Raw genomic sequence first — 16,804 nt, 5'->3', positions numbered from 1 at the left:
TCAACGGCCCGGACGGGGAAGAAGTTCACGAAGGATACTGCGGGTGGGAGCGTCCTGTCGTGGTCGGCAGGACCAGCTCGTCCGTCCGGCCGATGTCGGCGAGCTCGACCGCGTCACCGAACCGGCCCAGCGCCACCAACGCTGCGCCGGTGGCGCCGATCTCCGGATTGCGTTGGTGCGACACCGGTCGCGGCGCGAGCGCGGAGGCGAACGCCTGCCGCCACCACACCGAGGCGGCCACCGCGCCGCCGCCCAGCACCACCTCGACGGGTTTGTCGACGGTGGACTCCAACACGGTCAGGTCCTCGGCGACCAGCTCGCACAGCCCCTGCATCAGCCCGGCCAGGATGTCCACCGCTGTGGTTCCGAAGCTGAGCCCACGCACCTCGCCGGTGCCCGCCGGGGCCAGCCCCGGCGCCCGGTCGCCACCGAAGCGCGGGTCCGCCGGCCGTCCACCGCCCGCCGGCACCAGCGCCAGCGCCGCGTCCAGCTCGGCGCCCCGGGGCAGCCGCAGCTCCCGGTCGGCCCAGGCGAACAGGCTGCCGCCGCTGGAGTACGCCGCCCCGGTCACCACGTGGTCGTGGTCGACCCGGTAGCGCCACAGCCGTTCGGGCAGCCGTGGCAGCGGCCCGCCGGCCGGGACCCGCTGCATCAGTCGTACGGCGGCGGACGTGCCGACGGTGACGGCGGCGCGGCTCGGGTCGACGCAGCCCGAGCCGACGTTCGAGGCCGCGCCGTCGCCCACCGGTGGCGACCATCGAGCCTCGGCCAGCTGCGGCCAGCGGCGGGCGCGGTCCGGTCGCAGCCGGCCGTGCCACGCCAGCTCGCCCAGCGGCGGCAGCTCCCTCGGTCGCGTACCGGCCAGCGCCAACGCCTCCTCGTCCCAGCGCAGGTTGCCCAGGTCCAGCAGTCCGGTGCCGGAGGCCTGGGAGACCGACATGGGCGCCGCCTCGAGCAGCTCGCCCAGCACGTACTCGGGCAGGCCGACGAACCGGGTGATCGAGGTGCCGGACATCTCGCGCAACCAGGGCAGCCGCACCGACCAGTAGGAGCGGTGCCACCAGCAGCCGGTGCGTTGGTGGAAGTCGTCCGGGTCGGCCGGGCCGGGCGCCCCGTGGAGCGGCGCCGGCCGGGTGTCCAGCCAAGTGATCACCGGGCCCAGCGGGGCGCCGTCCCGGTCCAGCGGGAGCACCGAGTGCCACTGCGCGGAGACGGCCACCAACTCGACGTCGCACAGATGTCCACCCTCGGCCAGCTCGTCCAGGCACTCGATCAGGCAGGCGAGGTAGCCGGGACCGGAGAGGGTGCCGGTGCCGTCCTCGCCGAGGGCGAGGTTGACCTTCCGCCGGGCCAGGGCGCCGGGCAGCGGTTGGGTGTCCCCGTCCAGCACCAGCCCACGTACCGAGGAGGTGCCCAGGTCGAGCGCGAGAATGTTCATCGCCGGTCAAGTTACCCGGTACCGGGCGTGCCGGAACGTTGGTCGGGCCGGGCGCACCGGTACGCCCGATCGGCTACCCGGCCGGTCGGTGGGCGCGTAGGGTGGACCGCATGCTCGCGCACCTGACCTGCTGGTGGCCCGCCGACCCGGCGGCCACCTACCGCGCGTAGCTCCATCCACGCGGCCGCCATCGAGGCGGCCGCCGGATCTCCCGGCACCGATGGCCGCCCCAACGGCGGCGCCCGGCCCGACGGAGAATCCGATGACCCACCTGACCGACCTGCTCGCCGCCGTCGCCCGCGGCGTCGACCCCGGCCCCTTCGCGCTGCTGCGCCGCGACGGCACCGACGACCTGGAGCTGTTCACCGGCCCGGTCGATGCCGTGGACCGGCTGGCGGACATCCCGCTGCCGCCGGAGCCCGGGGCGCGGACGCTGGCCGTCGTGCCCTATCGGCAGATCACCGAGCGCGGCTTCGCCTGCGTCGACGACAGCGCCCCGCTGGAGTGCCTCCAGATCCGCGAGAGCCACCGGATCGCCCTGGCCGACGTGCTCGCCGCGCTGCCCGACGAGCCGGTGCGCGCCGTCGACGCCGCGTTCGACGTCACCGACGAGGAGTACGCGGGGACGGTGCGGCGGGTGCTGGCCGAGGAGATCGGCCACGGCGAGGGCGCCAACTTCGTCATCCACCGCGCCCTGCACGCCACCGTACAGGGCCCGCCGCTGGTGGCCGCGCTGGCCGCGCTGCGCCGACTGCTGGTCGCCGAACGCGGCGCCTACTGGACGTTCGTGGTGCACACCGGCACCCGCACCCTTGTCGGCGCCAGCCCGGAGCGGCACGTCAGCGTCGACGACGGGCTGGTGATGATGAACCCGATCAGCGGCACCTTCCGGCCCGCCGGCGGGGCGCCGGACCGGGCGGCGCTGCTGCGCTTCCTCGCCGACCCCAAGGAGGTCGAAGAGCTGTACATGGTGCTCGACGAGGAGCTGAAGATGATGGCGACCGTCGCCGAGCACGGCGGCCAGGTGATCGGCCCGTACCTCAAGGAGATGTCGCACCTGGCGCACACCGAGTACCTGCTCGCCGGGCGGGGCACCCGCGACGTGCGGGAGGTGCTGCGGGAGACGATGTTCGCCCCCACCGTGACCGGCAGCCCGATGGAGAACGCCTGCCGGGTGATCGCCCGACACGAGCGGGTCGGCCGGGGCTACTACGCGGGCGTGCTGGCCCTGCTCGGCCACGACGACGCGGGGCGGCAGACGCTGGACGCGCCGATCCTGATCCGTACCGCCGAGATCTCCCCCACCGGCCGGCTGCGGGTGCCGGTGGGCGCCACCCTGGTCCGACACTCGACGGCGGCCGGCGAGGTGGCCGAGACACACGCCAAGGCGGCCGGGGTGCTGGCCGCGCTCGGTCTCGGCCCGGCGGCGCCCGGTGGCGGCCGCGGGCCGCTCGCGCGGCTGGCCGACGACCCCGCGGTACGCGACGCGCTGGCCGCGCGTAACGCCCCGCTGGCGCGGTTCTGGCTCGACCAGCGGGCCCCGGACGCGCCGGGGCTGCCCGGGCTGGTCGGCCGCCGCGCGCTGATCGTGGACGCCGAGGACACCTTCACCGGGATGCTGGCCCACCAGCTGGGCGCGTTGGGTCTGGCGGTCACGCTGCGGCCGTGGCACGACAGCGGCCCGCTCGACGCCTACGACCTCGTGGTGGCCGGGCCTGGGCCGGGCGACCCGGACAGCCCGGACGAGCCGAAGATGGTGGCGCTGCGGGAGCTGCTGACCGGGCTGCTCGCGAGCGGCCGGCCGACTCTCGCGGTGTGCCTCGGCCATCAGGTGCTGGCCGGGTTGCTGGGGTTGCCGCTGCACCGCCGGGAGGCGCCCTACCAGGGGTTGCAACGGGAGGTGCCGCTGTTCGGGCACGTCCGCCGGGTGGGCTTCTACTCCACGTTCACCGCTCGCGCCGACGCGGACCGGCTGGACACCGCGTACGGGCCGGTGGAGCTGGCCCGGGACGTGCGCGACGGCGCCGTGCACGCCCTGCGTGGGCGCGGCTTCGCCGGCGTGCAGTTCCACCCGGAGTCGGTGCTCAGCCCGGACGGGATCGCCGTGCTGACCGAGCTGCTGGACGACCTGCTGCCGGCGCCGCACCCGGACGAGCTGTCCCCGGCCCGCGGGCGGGCATAGTCACCCCGACCGGGGGTACGGCTGCAATCGACCGGCGGCGCGGACGGGCCGAGAGCCCCCGCCCGCGCCGCCGGTCCCCGCTGCGGTCAGCCGGCCAGGCCCTTCTTCAGGGCGGTGCCGATCTGTACCGCCCGTCGGGCGGTGAGCGCGGCGGCGCCCAGCGCCACGGCGTCCGGGGCGATCTCCCCGTTGTTGCTGGTGTGCGAGGCGCCGTACGGGTTGCCGGCGATGAACTGGCTGGTGTCGGTGTAGCCGGGGGTCACCACGACTCCACCCCAGTGGTAGAAGACGGTGAAGAGCGAGGTCAGGGTGGTCTCCTGCCCGCCGTGCGCGGTCGCCGTCGAGGTGAACGCGGAGTAGACCTTGTTGGCCAGCGCGCCCTGCGCCCACAGCGGGCCGGTGGTGTCGATGAACTGCTTCAGCTGGGCGGCGACCATGCCGTACCGGGTCGGCGCGCCCATGATCACCACGTCGGCCCAGGAGAGGTCGTCGACCATCGCCTCGGGGACATCCTGGGTCTCCAGGTGGTGTGCCTGCCACCCGGAGTTGGAGCGGATCGCCTCGTCCGGCGCCAGCTCACGCACCTTGCGCAGGCGCACCTCGGCGCCGGCGTCCCCGGCGGCCTCGCACACGGCCTGCGCCATCTGGTACGTGATTCCGGTGGCGCTGTAGTAGATCACCGCTACCTTGGTCTGGGCAGCCATCAGATGTTTCCCTTCTCGTCTGAGTCAGCTCCGGCGACTACCCCCTGTCCGCACCGCCAAACGGAATCCGGGCCCGCTACCGGTCACGCCCCGGTCAGCGGACCAGGGCCGCCATCAGTCGCTCCAGCTCCGCCGCGGGGTCGGCGGTGAGGCCGGTGTGCACCGGCCCGGTCTGGATCATCGTGCTGCGGGGCGCGACCAACCAGTGGAACCGCTCACCGAGCCGCATCCGGCTCGCCGGCCCGTCACCGGCGCAGGTCCGGTCCCAGGAGTCCAGCACCGCGGCCACCGCCGGCAGGTCGACGTCGGGTGCGAGCGCGCGGACCCGGTCGGCGTCCAGGTGCGTCCGCGCGGCCAGGAAGTCGCGCTGCTGGCAGTAGAGCAGCACCCCGACGTTGATCTGCTCGCCGCGCTCGATGCGGGGCACCAGCCGGATGACGGCGTACTCGAATGGTTGCCTCATGCCGCGCTCCCCTGCGGGAGCCAGTCCGCGGTGCGGGCGACCCGGGCGGACAGGTGCGCCAGGTACGCCTCACGCGCCGCGTCGGCCGAGTCGAAGTCGGCCGCGGTCAGCCACTCCTCGGGCACCAGTGCCAGCACCTCGGCGAGCAGCTCCGGGGTGACCCGTGGCGCCAGCTCCGCGTCGGCCTCGGCGAGCCGGGAGGCGTACGGCGCCAGCACGTGGTCCTCGGCCCGGTACGCCCGGTGCACGGCGGCGGCCGCCCGCGGCCAGTTGTGGTGGAAGTACAGGCAGGCGCCGTGGTCGATCAGCCACAGCTCCCGGTGCCAGACCAGCAGGTTCGGGTTGCGCCAGCTCCGGTCCACGTTCTCCACGTACGCGTCGAACCAGAGCACCCGGGAGGCCAGCATCGCGTCGACGGGGTGCGCGACCGGGTCGAAGCCCAGCGCACCCGGCAGGAAGTCCATGCCCAGGTTCGCGCCGCCGCTGTTGCGCAGCAGCTCCTGCACCTCCTGGTCGGGCTCGGCCCGCCCGATCACCGGGTCGATGTCGAGCACCACCAGCGGCGGCACCCGCAGCTCCAGCCGGCGGGCCAGCTCACCGCAGATCACCTCGGCGATCAACGCCTTGGGCCCCTGGCCGGCGCCGCGGAACTTCGCCACGTACGTGCCGAGGTCGTCGGCCTCCACCACGCCGGGCAGCGAGCCACCCTCGCGGAGCGGGGTGACGTAGCGGATCGCGGTGATCTGGCGGAGCACATCGCCCACCCTACTGTGATCGCCGGCCGCGTCCGCCGCCGTCCGCCACCGCCCGCCGCGCGATCCACGCTGCGTCCGCGGCCCCTCTTGTGACCGAAGACGACGGGTAACCGTGCGTGACGTCCGGACGGAGCCGCCACCCCATGAATCGCGTCCTTTGCTCTGCTTACCCGGACGCAACACCGCGCTGAGCTGCGACTATGCCGCAGCTCCGCACGGCGATGCGCTCGGCATGGCCGAACCGTGAATACCTGTTGCGCCCGTGTAAGCAGTGCAAAGGGAAATGGGACAGTGGTCGGGAGCACGCCACCACCGAGGCGGACGCGGCCAGCGTGCCACCGGTGTCAGTCGAGCTTGTCGCGCAGGTCGTCGACCTGCTGCTGGAGGCGGTCCACCGCGCCCTCGTTGTTGATGAAGGTGGTGATGCCCGCGGCGAGGCCCAGGCCGATCAGCACCGCCAGGATGCTGAGCACCAGTCCCCCGATCGCCACGCCCCGACCGGTCACCCCTGGTCGACGGGCCATCTTGAGCCCGACGATGCCGAGGATGATCCCGATGATCCCGAGCACCAGCCCGACCCAGGCCAGGATCGCGGTCAACACGCTGATCAGCCCGGACACCCCGAAGACCAGGGCGAACGTGGCGGCCGCGCTGGTCTTGGCGCCGGTGCCCGCCCGATGGCCCTGGGACCCGGCAGTCACGCCGGAACCTCGGGCCGGTTCGCTTGCGGCAGTCATGACACTCCCTTCCGCACGCGCGGCGCGCGCACTTCCGGTCGGCCGCCTTCCCGCTGCGACGGCCGTTATGCTCCCGGTTGCGATCCGGTCGGACGCGGGCGCGCCGGGTGTCGTGTCCACCCGGGTGTCGGTTCCACCCGGTGTCGGTGGGTGGTCCTAGGCTGGCGGCCCCGACAACCGGAAGGAGCGCCTGATGCCCGCCGACCTCAGCGCGGCCGACGCGTTGGCGCTGCGGATGACCAGCCTGCTGCTGCGCCCGCACCCGGCCACGCGACCCTGCACCGTCGGCGAGGTGGTCGAGTGGTTCGGGGCGATGCAGGCGCAGGACCTGGCCAGCGGGCTGTGGTCGCTGGGCGCCCGGCTGCCCGGGTGGACCGTGGCCGACGTGCAGGCGGCTCTGGAACGGCGCGAGGCGCTGCGCACCTGGCCGATGCGGGGCACCGTGCACCTCGTCCCGCCCACCGACGCGCGCTGGATGCTGGAGGTGACCGGCATCCGGTCGCTGGCCGGCGCGGCGACCCGCCGAGCACAGCTCGGGCTCACCGACGTCGACGCGGACCGGGCGGTGGACGTCCTCGGTGCGGCGCTGGCCGGCGGTGGCCGGCTCACCCGGGCGCAGTGTCTGGCCACCCTCCGCGCGGCCGGCCTCGACACCGACGGCCAGCGGGGCTACCACCTGCTGTGGTACGCCAGCGTGCGCGGGGTGACCTGCCTGGCGCCGAACATCGGCACCGAGCAGACCTTCACGCTGCTCGACGAGTGGGCGCCCGGGCCACGCCGGCTGGACCGGGAGGAGGCGCTCGCCCTGCTCGCCCACCGCTACGTGCGCGGACACGGGCCGGTCACCGCCCGCGAGTTCGCCGGCTGGACCGGCCTCACCCTGACCGACGCGCGACGCGGGCTGGCCGCCGCCGGCGACGCGCTGGCCGTGGTGCGGGTCGACGGCGAGGAGATGTACGTCGACGCGGCGTTGGCCGACGCGCCGCGCACGCCTGTCGACGACGTGCTGGTGCTGCCCGGTTTCGACGAATACCTGCTCGGCTACCGGGATCGCGCGCTGATGCTCGATCCCGCGCACCTGGCGGCCGTCGTGCCGGGTAACAACGGCGTCTTCCAGGCCACAGTGGTGCGGGCCGGCCGGGTGGTGGGCCTGTGGAAGCGGCGCGTCGCCCGGGCTGCGGTCACCGTGACGATCCAGCCGCTGACGCCGCTGGACGACGGTGAACGTGCCCGGGTGGAGCAGGCCCTGGGTCGGTACGCCGACTTCCTCGGCCTGCCACCCCGGTTCGACTGGCCGACCTGACCGGAGCTCAGTCCTCGGCCGGCCACCTTGCCACGGCCGCGCGCGGGACGCAGAAATGACGGGGCCGGCGGGCGAACCCACCGGCCCCACCGCGATGGACGCCGTTCAGTCGGCGAGCGCGCCGGCCGCCCGACCCTCGTGCAGCGTGAGGTTGCGGCCGTTGGACGGGTCGAACAGGTGGATCTTCTCCAGGTTGAACCAGACCCGGCGCGACTGCCCCTCGGCCACCGGTGACTCGGCCGAGAGCCGGGTGACCAGGTTGCCGCCAGCACCGGCGAAGTCGGCGGCACCCGCATCGGCGGCCAGCTCCTCCAGCTCGGCGGCGCTGGCCCGCTCCCCCTCGACGGTGAAGTAGACGTACTTGTCCGAGCCCATCGACTCGACGATCTCCACCGGCGCCTCGAACTCCAGGCCCCGGCGGCGGGTGTCCTCGTCGATGAGCTCGGCGTCCTCGAAGTGCTCGGGGCGGACGCCGAGGATCAGCTCGCGCGGCGCGTCGGCCGCCTCCAGCTCGCGGCGGACCCGGTCGCCGAGCGGCACGTCGCCCAACGCGGTACGCAGCCCGCCGTCCTGCACGGCGGCGTGCAGGAAGTTCATCGACGGCGAGCCGATGAAGCCGGCCACGAAGAGGTTGCGCGGGTGGTCGTACAGCTCCTGCGGCGGGCCGACCTGCTGCACCGCACCGCCGCGCATGATGACCACCCGGTCGCCGAGGGTCATCGCCTCGGTCTGGTCGTGCGTGACGTAGACGGTGGTGGTGCCGAGCTGCTTCTGCAACCGGGACACCACTGTGCGCATCTGCACCCGCAGCTTCGCGTCCAGATTGGACAGCGGCTCGTCCATGAGGAACGCCTTCGGCTGCCGGACGATCGCCCGGCCCATCGCCACCCGCTGGCGCTGCCCGCCGGAGAGGTTCGCCGGCCGGCGGTCCAGCAACGAGGTCAGCTCCAGCACCTTCGCCGCCTCGTCGACCTTCTGGTTGATGGTCTCCTTGTCCAGCTTCGCCAGCCGCAACGGGAACGCCATGTTCTCCCGCACTGTCATGTTCGGGTACAGCGCGTACGACTGGAACACCATGGCGATGTCCCGGTCCCGGGGGGCCTTGTCGTTGACCCGCTGGCCACCGATGCGCAGCTCGCCGGAGCTGATGTCCTCCAGCCCCGCGATCATGTTGAGGGTGGTGGACTTGCCGCAGCCGGAGGGTCCGACCAGGATGACGAACTCGCCGTCGGCGATCTCCAGGTCGACGTCCTGCACGGCGACGGTCCCGTCCGGGAACTTCTTGCTCACCTTGTCGAGCACGATGTCAGCCACGACTACTCACCTATCCCTTGACTGCGCCGGAGGTCAGGCCGGACACGATGCGGCGCTGGAAGAAGAGAACGAACAGGATGATCGGAACGGTGATCACGACGGCGGCCGCGCAGATCGCCCCGGTGGGGTCCTCGAACTGCGACTCGCCGGTGAAGAACGACAGGGCGACCGGCACCGTACGAGCCCGTTCGGTGGAGGTCAGCGTGATGGCGAACAGGAAGTCGTTCCAGCAGAAGATGAAGACCAGGATCGCCGTGGTGAACAGGCCGGGCGCGGCCAGTGGGGCGATGACCCGCCGGAACGCCTGGCCCTGGGTGGCGCCGTCCATCTTCGCCGCCTTCTCCAGGTCCCACGGGATCTGCTTGAAGAACGCCGACAGCGTGTAGATCGCCAGCGGCAGCGCGAAGGTGATGTACGGCAGGATCAACCCGCGCCACGTGTCGAAGACGCCGAGCCAACGCTCGATCTCGAACAGCGGCGACACCAGCGACACCTGCGGGAACATCGCGATCAGCAGGGAGACGCCGACCAGCAGCCCCTTGCCGGGAAAGTCCAGCCGGCTGATTGCGTACGCGGCCATCGCGCCGAGCACCACAGCGACCAGCGTGGCGATCAACGCGATGCCGATCGAGTTGATCAGTGCCCGGACGAACTGGTCGGTGTCGAAGATCGTGCGGTAGTTGTCCAGCGTCCACTCTCGGGGGATGAAGTTCCCGTCGGTGAGGGTGGCCGGCGTCTTGAACGACAGCGACGCGATCCACAGCACCGGGACCAGCGCGAAGACGACCACGAGGATGTCCAGGAGACCCCAGCGCACCCGGGCTCGGGTGGTGGTTTCGGTACCGGTGGCCATGTCAGCGCCTCTCGGAGTCGTCGCTGCCCGGGGCAGCGGTGCCGAACAGCTTCACGAAGACGAAGGCGATGATCGCCACAGTGATGAAGATCAGCACCGACATCGTCGACCCGATGCCGAGGTTGAGGCCCCGGATCAGGTTGTTGTAGGCGAGCATCGACACCGACGACGTCTCGTTGCCGCCGGCGGTCAGCACGAAGATGTTGTCGAAGACCCGGAACGCGTCCAGGGTGCGGAACAGCAGCGCGACCAGGATCGCCGGCTTCATCACCGGCAGCATGACCTTGGTGAACCGCTGCCAGGCCGTCGCGCCGTCGGTGGAGGCGGCCTTGAGCAGGTCCTCCGGGACCAGCGCCAGCCCGGCCATCAGCAGCAGCGCCATGAACGGGGTGGTCTTCCAGATCTCGGCGAGCATGATGATCGCCAGCGAGCTGGCCCGCTCGGTGAGCGGCGCTCCGTCGCTGAACAGGTTGGCCAGGTAGCCGGTGCCGGGCGTCCAGGCGTACCGCCAGGAGAACGCGGCGACGACTGTGACGATGCCGTACGGGATCAGCGCCGCGGTCCGCACGATGCCCCGCCCGACAAGCGTGCGGTGCATGATCAGCGCCAGCCCCATGCCGAGCACCAGCTCGACGGCCACGGTGACCACCGTGATCAGCATGGTCACCCCGAACGCGGTCCACCAGAACTCGTTGCTGAGCACTGTGACGTAGTTCTCCAGCCCGATGAACTCGCGCTCGTCGGGGAAGCGCAGGTCGAAGCGCTGGAGCGACAACCCGACCGAGTAGAGGATCGGGTACGCGGTCACCGCGACCATGACGAGCGCGGCGGGCGCGCAGAGCAACCAGCCGAGCCTGCGTTCGGCCTTCTTGTTCTCGCTCAGCGGCGGCTTGTGACGGCCGGCGCGCTGGGTGGGGACGGTGGCGTGCCGGCCGGTGGAGCGGGTGGTCTCCTCGGCGGTCACGTCCGCTCCGGTCGGCGTGGCGGGCAGGCTCACGGGAGGACCCCCTTGGATTGGAGGGCGTCGGCGATGGCGGAGCGCAGCTCGTCCGCGGTCTGCTGCGGACGGATCGCCGACGGTGGCGACAGGATCGCCGACATCACTGTGGAGATGCTCTGGTAGGCCGGGGTCAGTGGCCGGGTCGCCGGCTCCTTCAGCTCCTCCAGGATGGTGTCCTTCATCGGGTACGCCTCGGTCATCTCCGGCTCGTCGTAGACGGCCTCGATGGTGGGCGGGACGCCGTCGTTGATGGCGGAGAACTTCTGGTGCTCGGCGTCGCGGATGCACCGGGCCGCCTCGAAGGACAGCTCCGGGTGCCTGGAGTAGGAGCTGACCGCCAGGTTCACCCCGCCGATGGTGACCTTGCTGGGGGTGCTGTCGTCGACACCCGGGATCCGGGCCCAGCCGACCTGCTTCGCCAGTTCGGGGTTCGCCTCCTGCAGGGCGGGATAGACGAACGGCCAGTTCACCTGGAAGGCGCCCGCACCGGACTGGAACTCCAGCCGGACCGGGTCCTCGGTGGCGTTGGTGAACGACGGTGAGGTCACGCCCGACGTGGCGAAGCGCTGCAACTGCTCCAGCGCCCGGACCGTGCCGGCGTCCATCACGGCCTGCGTGCCGTCGTCGTTGAGGATCTTTCCGCCGGCGCTCTCGGCCAGGGTGTTGTAGAGGACGACGAGGCCCTCGTACTGGGCGCCCATGGTGAGCACCTGGTACGGCTTGCCCTGCTCCTTGAGCTGCTGGGCAGCGGTGATCATCTGATCCCAGGTCTTCGGCGGCTGCGGCACCAGGTCCTTGCGGTACCAGAGCAGCTGGACGTTGGTGTTCTTCGGGGCGGCGTAGAGCTTGCCCTCGTAGCGGGCGGTGTCCAGCGGTCCGGCGAGGGTGCCCTGCTCGACCTCGGCCTTGTCCTGGCCGGTCCACTCGCGGATCCAGTCGGCGCTGGCGAACTCCTGGGTCCAGGTGACGTCCAGACCGAGCAGGTCCATCCCGGTGTCCTCGGCGGCCAGCCGGCGCACCATCTGCACCCGCTGATCGTCGGCCTGCCGGGGCAGCACCCGGTAGGCGATCTCATACCGTCCCTGAGCCTGCGCGTTGCAGTCGTCGACGACCTTCTGCAGGTTCTGCTCCGGCGGGTAGTACAGGTTGATCGTCGGTGGGCCACCAGCGTCACCGGAACCGCAGGCGGCCATGGGCGCCACCAGCGTCAGCGCGGCGGCTGCCGCCACCGCGCGTACCCGTGGTCGCCGTCGACGTCGGGCCTCGTCAGGGTCGCTCATCACCCCTCCCCTCTTGTCGGCCAGCCGCCGGGGAAACGCACCGCGCCCCGGCGCACGGCGAGACGATCGGGGCGCAGGACCAGCGGCGCGCGACCCCGGACGTTTCGTGGCCTTCACACTGCCCGACCTGGAAAGTCGCGAAACCTGACGCCAGCGGGGGACACGGCCAACCGGCCCGGTGTGCGCGACATCACTTCGGGCGCGTCGGCCGGAGCCGCGTACTCCAGGGCCGGGGGCCCGGCATGCTGTGCCGGTGATCGCCCGTTTCAAGGACCTCTGTCTGGACGCTTCCAACCCGCGCCTGCTGGGTGCCTTCTGGGCCCGGATCCTGGACGCGGACGTGGCCGACGCCGGAGGCGAGGACACCCGCGTCGACCCGCGTGCCGCCCGCTCGGGCGCCGAGTCGATCTGGGTGAACCAGGTGCCGGAGCCGCGTACCGGCAAGACCCGCGTACACCTGGATCTGCGGCTGGCCGGCGCGGAGCCGTCGGCGCTGATCGCGGCCGGCGCCCGGCTGCTCCGCGCACCGTCCGGGGACGTGACCTGGTGGGTGCTCGCCGACCCGGAGGGCAACCCGTTCTGCGCGTTCGCGGCGCTCGAGGGCACCCGACCGGGCCCGTTCGAGCTGGTCGTGGACTCTGCCGATCCGGCCGCCCAGGCGGCCTGGTGGGCCGGCGTGGTCGGTGGCACCGCCGAGTACGGCTCCGGTACCGCGTCGGTGGTCGGTGCGGCCGGGTTCCCGTGGGACCGCTGGGTGTTCGACGCGGTGCCCGAGCCCAAGACGGTCAAGAACCGGATGCACTGGGACGTCGACCTGGTCGACCCCGAGCCGATGGCGCTGATCGCGGCGGGCGCGACGCTGCTGCGCGAGCCGCAGGACGAGAGCCGTTGGTGGGTCCTGGCCGACCCGGAGGGCAACGAGTTCTGCGCCTTCGCACCGCGTCCCATCGGGTGAGCGACCGACTACCCAGCGCGGGCACCGTCGGCTAGCGTCGTCCTAGCGCCACAGCCAGCGCGTTCGCCGCCGACGTCGACACGCCTCCGGCCGACCCCGGCCTGCCCGTTCGGTTGGTAATCGCGGGAAGTCCCACCGTCATTCCCCCGGTTCGGCAGGATCGTCCCAACGAGGAGGTGCCGTCGTGCAGGACACCCGCGCTCTCGCCCTGACGTTCGAGGTGAGCGGCCTGCCACCGGTCAAGACCGAAGCATTGTCCATCTTCGCCGCCGGGCACCGGCAGGCGACGAGGGTCCGCACCCTGCTCCAGGCCGCCCTGGCGGCGGCCCAACGCACCGGCTGGACGCCGCTGCCCGGGCCGATCGAGGTCGACCTGGTCCTGCGCTGCCCGCCCGGGCACCGTACGGCCGACGCCAGCACCCTGCTCGGCGGCGTCTGCGCGGTGTTGCAGGACAAGAAGCGGGTGACCAGCATCGGCCTGGCCCACCTCGGCGTCCTGGTGGACGTCGCTCTCTTCGACGACGACCGGCAGATCCGCCGGTTGTCGTACCACGAGGAGCCGGCGGAGGACTTCTCGTACCAGGTGCGGGTCGCTGCCGTACCGGCTGAGGTTTGACCGACGAACGCGGTGGGGTACCGCCGACGCCGACGAAGGGAGCACCATGTCGGAGCCACATGTCACGCTCGACCCGCGGGGGCTCGACCCCGTGCAGCAGAAGCTGCGCGGCCCGCTGGAGGATCAGCTGACCTCGGCGCTCCAGGCGGCCACCGACCGGGTCCGCGCCGGCTACGCCGGCGAGCCGGTCGAGCAGGTCTGCCAGCGGCTGCTGGACGAGACCCGGTCCGGGCTCCATCCCGACATCGCGGCCGGGTTCAACCCGGACATGGACGAGTTCTGCCGGGTGGCCGTGGCGATCGTCCGCGGCGGCCAGGTCACCTGAGCCGCAGGCCCGCTGGCGGCGGCTGGGCGGCGCCGGCCTAGCTGGTCGGAGGGCTGAGCACGATGTGCGGCGAGAGCGCCGGGTCCAGCCACCGCAGCACGGGAACCAGATGCTCGTGGGCCAGGGCGACGCAGCCGGCGGTGGCGTTGCCGCCACTGGCGCTGAACTCGTGCAGGAAGATCCCGCTGCCCGCGTACGGCACCGGCTTGCTCACCGTGGGCGGCATGTTGTACGTGATCACCGCGAAGTGCGTGTAGGCGGGCACCTCCTTCCACAACGCCTCGCTGTTGCCGCCGGGGTTGGTGGAGCTGTGCTGGAAGGAGTTGTAGCGCGACGACGTCGGGTTCTCGTTCCACCAGTCGCCACTGACCAGGCGGTGGTACGGGTATCGCACCCCCGGGTTCGCGGCGATGCCGTACATGGTCGGGCCGATGGCGTAGGTCCCGGTGGGCGTGGTCGGCACCCCCTCGACGTGGTTGTCGCTGAATCCCTTGGAGCCGATCCGGACGGGCAGCACCGCCGAGGCGGGGCGCCAACGCCCCCCGTCGCTGATCCGTACGTACGCCTCCACAGTGGCGTGGCTGACGGAGCGGCCGGTGCCGCTGACGACGAGGACCTGCTTCGCCCGTGACGGCAGGGTCGCCAACCGGGCGGCCAGGTTGTGGCGCGGCACTGTCGGCCGGGTGAACCGGGGAATCGTCGCGGTGGCCACGACCGGCGCAGCCGAGCCGGTCGCACCGAGGGCGGGCGCCGCCGGGGCGAGCACGGCCGGCGCCGCCAGGCCCGCGGCGGCGCCCAACAGGACTGATCTGCGCTTCATGCCGTCATCCTGACAGTCGACCCGACTCGCGGCTGTCCCACTCGCCGGGCGTAGTCGATTCGGTGGCCGGGCCAGGACCGGGTCCGCAACTACCCGGCCCTGACCCCCGGTCATCCGGCATGGGAACGGGCAGCTCCGGCCCCGTTCCGCCCGGGCGTGGCTCGACGCCCACGGCTCGACAGGAGAGCCGGCCGCCCTGCACTCAGCTCCACGGTGCCCACCCGCCGGACGCCGGTGCGCCCCCGACACACCCCGAACGGCCGTGAGCGCCGGCCCAGGCTAGGCGGGTCACGACGGGCCGGACAAGCCGGGCAGGACCGCCGGTGGCAGGACTGATCTCCAGGGGAAAAACCGGCATCTCCGCGTAACGCGACCATGATCGCCGACGCTGTTCGGGCTCCTGGAGCGTGTCTCAGTACAGGGTCCCCGCCTTCGACCGTCCCTGCCATAGTGGGCGCATGCATTTGATCAAATATGGCCACGCCTGTGTGCGCCTGGAGGCGGACGACCGGGTGCTGGTGATCGACCCGGGGACGTTCTCGGAGGCCGAAGCGCTCGACGGGGTCGACGAGGTGCTGGTGACGCACGAGCACCCCGACCACCTCGACATCGCCAAGCTCGTGGCGGCGAGTCAGCGCAACTCCGCGTTCCGGGTGTACCTGCCGTCGGCAGCGATCGAGTCGGCCCCCGAGCTGGGCGGCGCAGCGGTCGCCGTCGATGCGGGGCAGCGGTTCACGGCGGCCGGGTTCACCGTCGACGTCGTGGGCGGGGCACACGCCGAGATCTACGACGGTCTGCCCGGCTGCGCCAACGTCGGTTTCGTCGTCGACGGCACGGTCTACCACCCGGGCGACTCGCTGTTCGTCCCGCCGTCGCCGGTGGCGACGCTGCTCGTGCCGGCTGCCGCACCCTGGCTCAAGCTCTGCGAGGCGTTGGACTTCGTGCGGGCGGTGCGGCCGAAGCGGGCGTTCCCGATCCACGACGCCACGCTCAACGAGCTCGGCCAGGAGTACTTCGACGGCTGGTTGGACTTCAAGGGCGGCACCGAATACGCGCGCATCCCGGTCGGGGAGTCGGTGACAATCCGCTAAGAGCGTGTCTCAGCAACCGGCAATCCGCGCGTGTCTGGCCCGCAAACTGCGGACCAAGCCCGGCCGGAAGGCCTACAGCCGCCGCAAGGACATGGTCGAACCCGTCTTCGACCAGGTCATGACCTGCCAGAACGGCCGCCAGTTCCTCCTGCCCGGAGAGGACGGCGCTCGAGGCGAGTGGCAACTGCTGGCCGACTGCCACAACCCGGCCAGATACCCGTTACCGACCCACGCTCCGAGCGGGTCAGAAGTGCCGCAGCAGGTCGCGGAACGCGGCCAGGCGCAGCAGGTGGGCGTCGGTCGGGTCCAGTTCGTCGTCCTCCAGAACCCAGGTGTTCTCATTCGGAATGAACACCGCGTTCAGCCCGGCGGCCCGGGCCGGCAGGATGTCAGATTTCGGCGAGTTGCCGATCATCCAGGCGTCGACCGGGTCGAACCCGTGCTCCCGGACCAGCCACCGGTAGGTGTCGACGTCCTTCTCGGCGACGATGTGTGCGGCCCGGAAGTGGTGCAGCAGCCCGCACGCGTCCAACTTGCGCTGCTGCTCGACCTGGTCCCCCTTGGTCAGCAACAGCAACTCGTGCCGGCCGGCCAGTTCGTCGAGCGCGTCGGCCACCCCGGGCATCAGCTCCACCCGGTGCTCGACCAGGGCCACCGCCAGCCGGTCGATCTCCTGGCGCTCGGCGTCGGTCGCCGGTCGCTCACGTAGCCGCTCCAGGCAGTCCGCCAGGCTGCGCAGGAAGACCTTGCTGCCGTAGCCGTGCGCCACCGTGTTGGCCCGCTCGATGTCGTCGAGGACGGCCCGCAGCTCGACCCGGTCCAGCGTGGGGTGGTCGAGCCAGGCCAGGAAATCGTCGATCACCCGCTCGAACACGACGTTGTTCTCCCACAACGTGTCGTCCGCGTCGAAGATCAGCACCTGCGCCTGTCGGCGCGCCGCCTGGTCCACAGTCATGCCGTCCCCCCCG

General features: G+C 72.0%; 17 protein-coding genes and 1 pseudogene. 7 read left to right on the top strand and 11 right to left on the bottom strand.

All coding sequences use genetic code 11. From position 1 onward, the window contains the following. Window positions 1–25: 25 nt before the first annotated feature. A complete protein-coding gene (locus GA0070607_RS22605) occupies window positions 26–1,438 on the bottom strand; it encodes an FGGY family carbohydrate kinase (RefSeq protein ID WP_089019988.1) in 1,413 nt (470 codons plus the stop codon). Window positions 1,439–1,700: 262 nt separating this feature from the next. Here GA0070607_RS22605 and GA0070607_RS22600 point away from each other — a divergent pair, with 262 nt between their 5' ends. Beyond that, on the top strand, window positions 1,701–3,620 hold the full coding sequence (locus tag GA0070607_RS22600) for an anthranilate synthase family protein (RefSeq protein WP_089019987.1): 1,920 nt from the start codon (window positions 1,701–1,703) through the stop codon (window positions 3,618–3,620). Window positions 3,621–3,706: 86 nt separating this feature from the next. On the opposite strand, the gene wrbA is transcribed toward GA0070607_RS22600, so the two are convergent. The 4 genes from wrbA to GA0070607_RS22580 all read right to left on the bottom strand — a co-directional run bounded on the left by wrbA (window position 3,707) and on the right by GA0070607_RS22580 (window position 6,243). Further along, on the bottom strand, window positions 3,707–4,324 hold the full coding sequence (gene wrbA, locus GA0070607_RS22595) for an NAD(P)H:quinone oxidoreductase (protein ID WP_089019986.1): 618 nt from the start codon (window positions 4,322–4,324) through the stop codon (window positions 3,707–3,709). Window positions 4,325–4,418: 94 nt separating this feature from the next. Further along, a complete protein-coding gene (locus tag GA0070607_RS22590) occupies window positions 4,419–4,787 on the bottom strand; it encodes a DUF3037 domain-containing protein (protein WP_089019985.1) in 369 nt (122 codons plus the stop codon). After that, the gene (locus tag GA0070607_RS22585) at window positions 4,784–5,542 is read right to left on the bottom strand and encodes a HipA family kinase (RefSeq protein WP_089019984.1); all 759 of its coding nucleotides are present in this window, start codon (window positions 5,540–5,542) and stop codon (window positions 4,784–4,786) included. Before GA0070607_RS22585 ends, GA0070607_RS22590 begins: the two co-directional genes overlap by 4 nt. Before the next feature lie 344 nt (window positions 5,543–5,886). Beyond that, on the bottom strand, window positions 5,887–6,243 hold the full coding sequence (locus tag GA0070607_RS22580) for a hypothetical protein (RefSeq protein WP_231930155.1): 357 nt from the start codon (window positions 6,241–6,243) through the stop codon (window positions 5,887–5,889). Window positions 6,244–6,472: 229 nt separating this feature from the next. Here GA0070607_RS22580 and GA0070607_RS22575 point away from each other — a divergent pair, with 229 nt between their 5' ends. Next, on the top strand, window positions 6,473–7,582 hold the full coding sequence (locus tag GA0070607_RS22575) for a winged helix DNA-binding domain-containing protein (protein WP_089019982.1): 1,110 nt from the start codon (window positions 6,473–6,475) through the stop codon (window positions 7,580–7,582). Between the two features lie 105 nt (window positions 7,583–7,687). Here GA0070607_RS22575 and GA0070607_RS22570 read toward each other — a convergent pair whose 3' ends face one another. From GA0070607_RS22570 to GA0070607_RS22555, 4 genes are read right to left on the bottom strand one after another with little or no spacing between them, the layout of a single operon-like run. Further along, window positions 7,688–8,896 carry an ABC transporter ATP-binding protein gene (locus tag GA0070607_RS22570; RefSeq protein WP_089019981.1) on the bottom strand — a complete coding sequence of 403 codons (1,209 nt, stop codon included), beginning with the start codon at window positions 8,894–8,896 and terminating at the stop codon, window positions 7,688–7,690. A 10-nt stretch (window positions 8,897–8,906) separates the two neighbouring features. After that, a complete protein-coding gene (locus GA0070607_RS22565; RefSeq protein WP_089019980.1) occupies window positions 8,907–9,749 on the bottom strand; it encodes a carbohydrate ABC transporter permease in 843 nt (280 codons plus the stop codon). A 1-nt stretch (window position 9,750) separates the two neighbouring features. Continuing rightward, window positions 9,751–10,746, bottom strand: a complete 996-nt coding sequence (locus GA0070607_RS22560; RefSeq protein WP_089019979.1) for a carbohydrate ABC transporter permease — start codon at window positions 10,744–10,746, stop codon at window positions 9,751–9,753. Next, the gene (locus tag GA0070607_RS22555; RefSeq protein WP_089019978.1) at window positions 10,743–12,029 is read right to left on the bottom strand and encodes an ABC transporter substrate-binding protein; all 1,287 of its coding nucleotides are present in this window, start codon (window positions 12,027–12,029) and stop codon (window positions 10,743–10,745) included. The genes GA0070607_RS22560 and GA0070607_RS22555 overlap by 4 nt, the downstream gene beginning before the upstream one ends. 253 nt (window positions 12,030–12,282) lie before the next feature. On the opposite strand from GA0070607_RS22555, the gene GA0070607_RS22550 reads away from it, so the two are divergent. From GA0070607_RS22550 to GA0070607_RS22540, 3 genes are all read left to right on the top strand, one after another. Beyond that, window positions 12,283–12,984, top strand: coding sequence for a VOC family protein (locus tag GA0070607_RS22550; protein ID WP_157743200.1), 702 nt, complete (start codon window positions 12,283–12,285; stop codon window positions 12,982–12,984). A 184-nt stretch (window positions 12,985–13,168) separates the two neighbouring features. Beyond that, window positions 13,169–13,600, top strand: coding sequence for a hypothetical protein (locus GA0070607_RS22545; protein WP_089019976.1), 432 nt, complete (start codon window positions 13,169–13,171; stop codon window positions 13,598–13,600). A gap of 46 nt (window positions 13,601–13,646) precedes the next feature. Next, window positions 13,647–13,925 carry a hypothetical protein gene (locus GA0070607_RS22540; RefSeq protein WP_089019975.1) on the top strand — a complete coding sequence of 93 codons (279 nt, stop codon included), beginning with the start codon at window positions 13,647–13,649 and terminating at the stop codon, window positions 13,923–13,925. A 37-nt stretch (window positions 13,926–13,962) separates the two neighbouring features. On the opposite strand, the gene GA0070607_RS22535 is transcribed toward GA0070607_RS22540, so the two are convergent. Then, entirely contained in the window at window positions 13,963–14,745 is a 783-nt protein-coding gene (locus tag GA0070607_RS22535; protein WP_157743199.1) for a L,D-transpeptidase family protein, read from the bottom strand. A gap of 458 nt (window positions 14,746–15,203) precedes the next feature. Here GA0070607_RS22535 and GA0070607_RS22530 point away from each other — a divergent pair, with 458 nt between their 5' ends. Further along, window positions 15,204–15,836, top strand: a complete 633-nt coding sequence (locus tag GA0070607_RS22530) for an MBL fold metallo-hydrolase (RefSeq protein WP_089019973.1) — start codon at window positions 15,204–15,206, stop codon at window positions 15,834–15,836. A gap of 34 nt (window positions 15,837–15,870) precedes the next feature. Then, window positions 15,871–16,041 (top strand): annotated as a pseudogene (locus GA0070607_RS32440) (transposase); the annotation flags it as partial. Between the two features lie 39 nt (window positions 16,042–16,080). Here GA0070607_RS32440 and GA0070607_RS22525 read toward each other — a convergent pair. Next, complete coding sequence (locus tag GA0070607_RS22525; RefSeq protein ID WP_089019972.1) at window positions 16,081–16,791, bottom strand: HAD family hydrolase; 711 nt, start codon at window positions 16,789–16,791, stop codon at window positions 16,081–16,083. Between the last annotated feature and the right edge of the window lie 13 nt (window positions 16,792–16,804).

Source organism: Micromonospora coriariae (assembly GCF_900091455.1).
Taxonomy (GTDB): domain Bacteria; phylum Actinomycetota; class Actinomycetes; order Mycobacteriales; family Micromonosporaceae; genus Micromonospora; species Micromonospora coriariae.
This window is presented reverse-complemented; position numbering and strand designations above follow the sequence as displayed.

Bases quoted from the DNA above. Each gene is read 5' to 3' on its own strand.
- GA0070607_RS22605 (WP_089019988.1), bottom strand. From the start codon at position 1,438: ATGAACATTCTCGCGCTCGACCTGGGCACCTCCTCGGTACGTGGGCTG.
- GA0070607_RS22540 (WP_089019975.1), top strand. From the start codon at position 13,647: ATGTCGGAGCCACATGTCACGCTCGACCCGCGGGGGCTCGACCCCGTG.
- wrbA (WP_089019986.1), bottom strand. From the start codon at position 4,324: ATGGCTGCCCAGACCAAGGTAGCGGTGATCTACTACAGCGCCACCGGA.
- GA0070607_RS22525 (WP_089019972.1), bottom strand. From the start codon at position 16,791: ATGACTGTGGACCAGGCGGCGCGCCGACAGGCGCAGGTGCTGATCTTC.
- GA0070607_RS22600 (WP_089019987.1), top strand. From the start codon at position 1,701: ATGACCCACCTGACCGACCTGCTCGCCGCCGTCGCCCGCGGCGTCGAC.
- GA0070607_RS22575 (WP_089019982.1), top strand. From the start codon at position 6,473: ATGCCCGCCGACCTCAGCGCGGCCGACGCGTTGGCGCTGCGGATGACC.
- GA0070607_RS22590 (WP_089019985.1), bottom strand. From the start codon at position 4,787: ATGAGGCAACCATTCGAGTACGCCGTCATCCGGCTGGTGCCCCGCATC.
- GA0070607_RS22530 (WP_089019973.1), top strand. From the start codon at position 15,204: ATGCATTTGATCAAATATGGCCACGCCTGTGTGCGCCTGGAGGCGGAC.
- GA0070607_RS22555 (WP_089019978.1), bottom strand. From the start codon at position 12,029: ATGAGCGACCCTGACGAGGCCCGACGTCGACGGCGACCACGGGTACGC.
- GA0070607_RS22565 (WP_089019980.1), bottom strand. From the start codon at position 9,749: ATGGCCACCGGTACCGAAACCACCACCCGAGCCCGGGTGCGCTGGGGT.
- GA0070607_RS22535 (WP_157743199.1), bottom strand. From the start codon at position 14,745: ATGAAGCGCAGATCAGTCCTGTTGGGCGCCGCCGCGGGCCTGGCGGCG.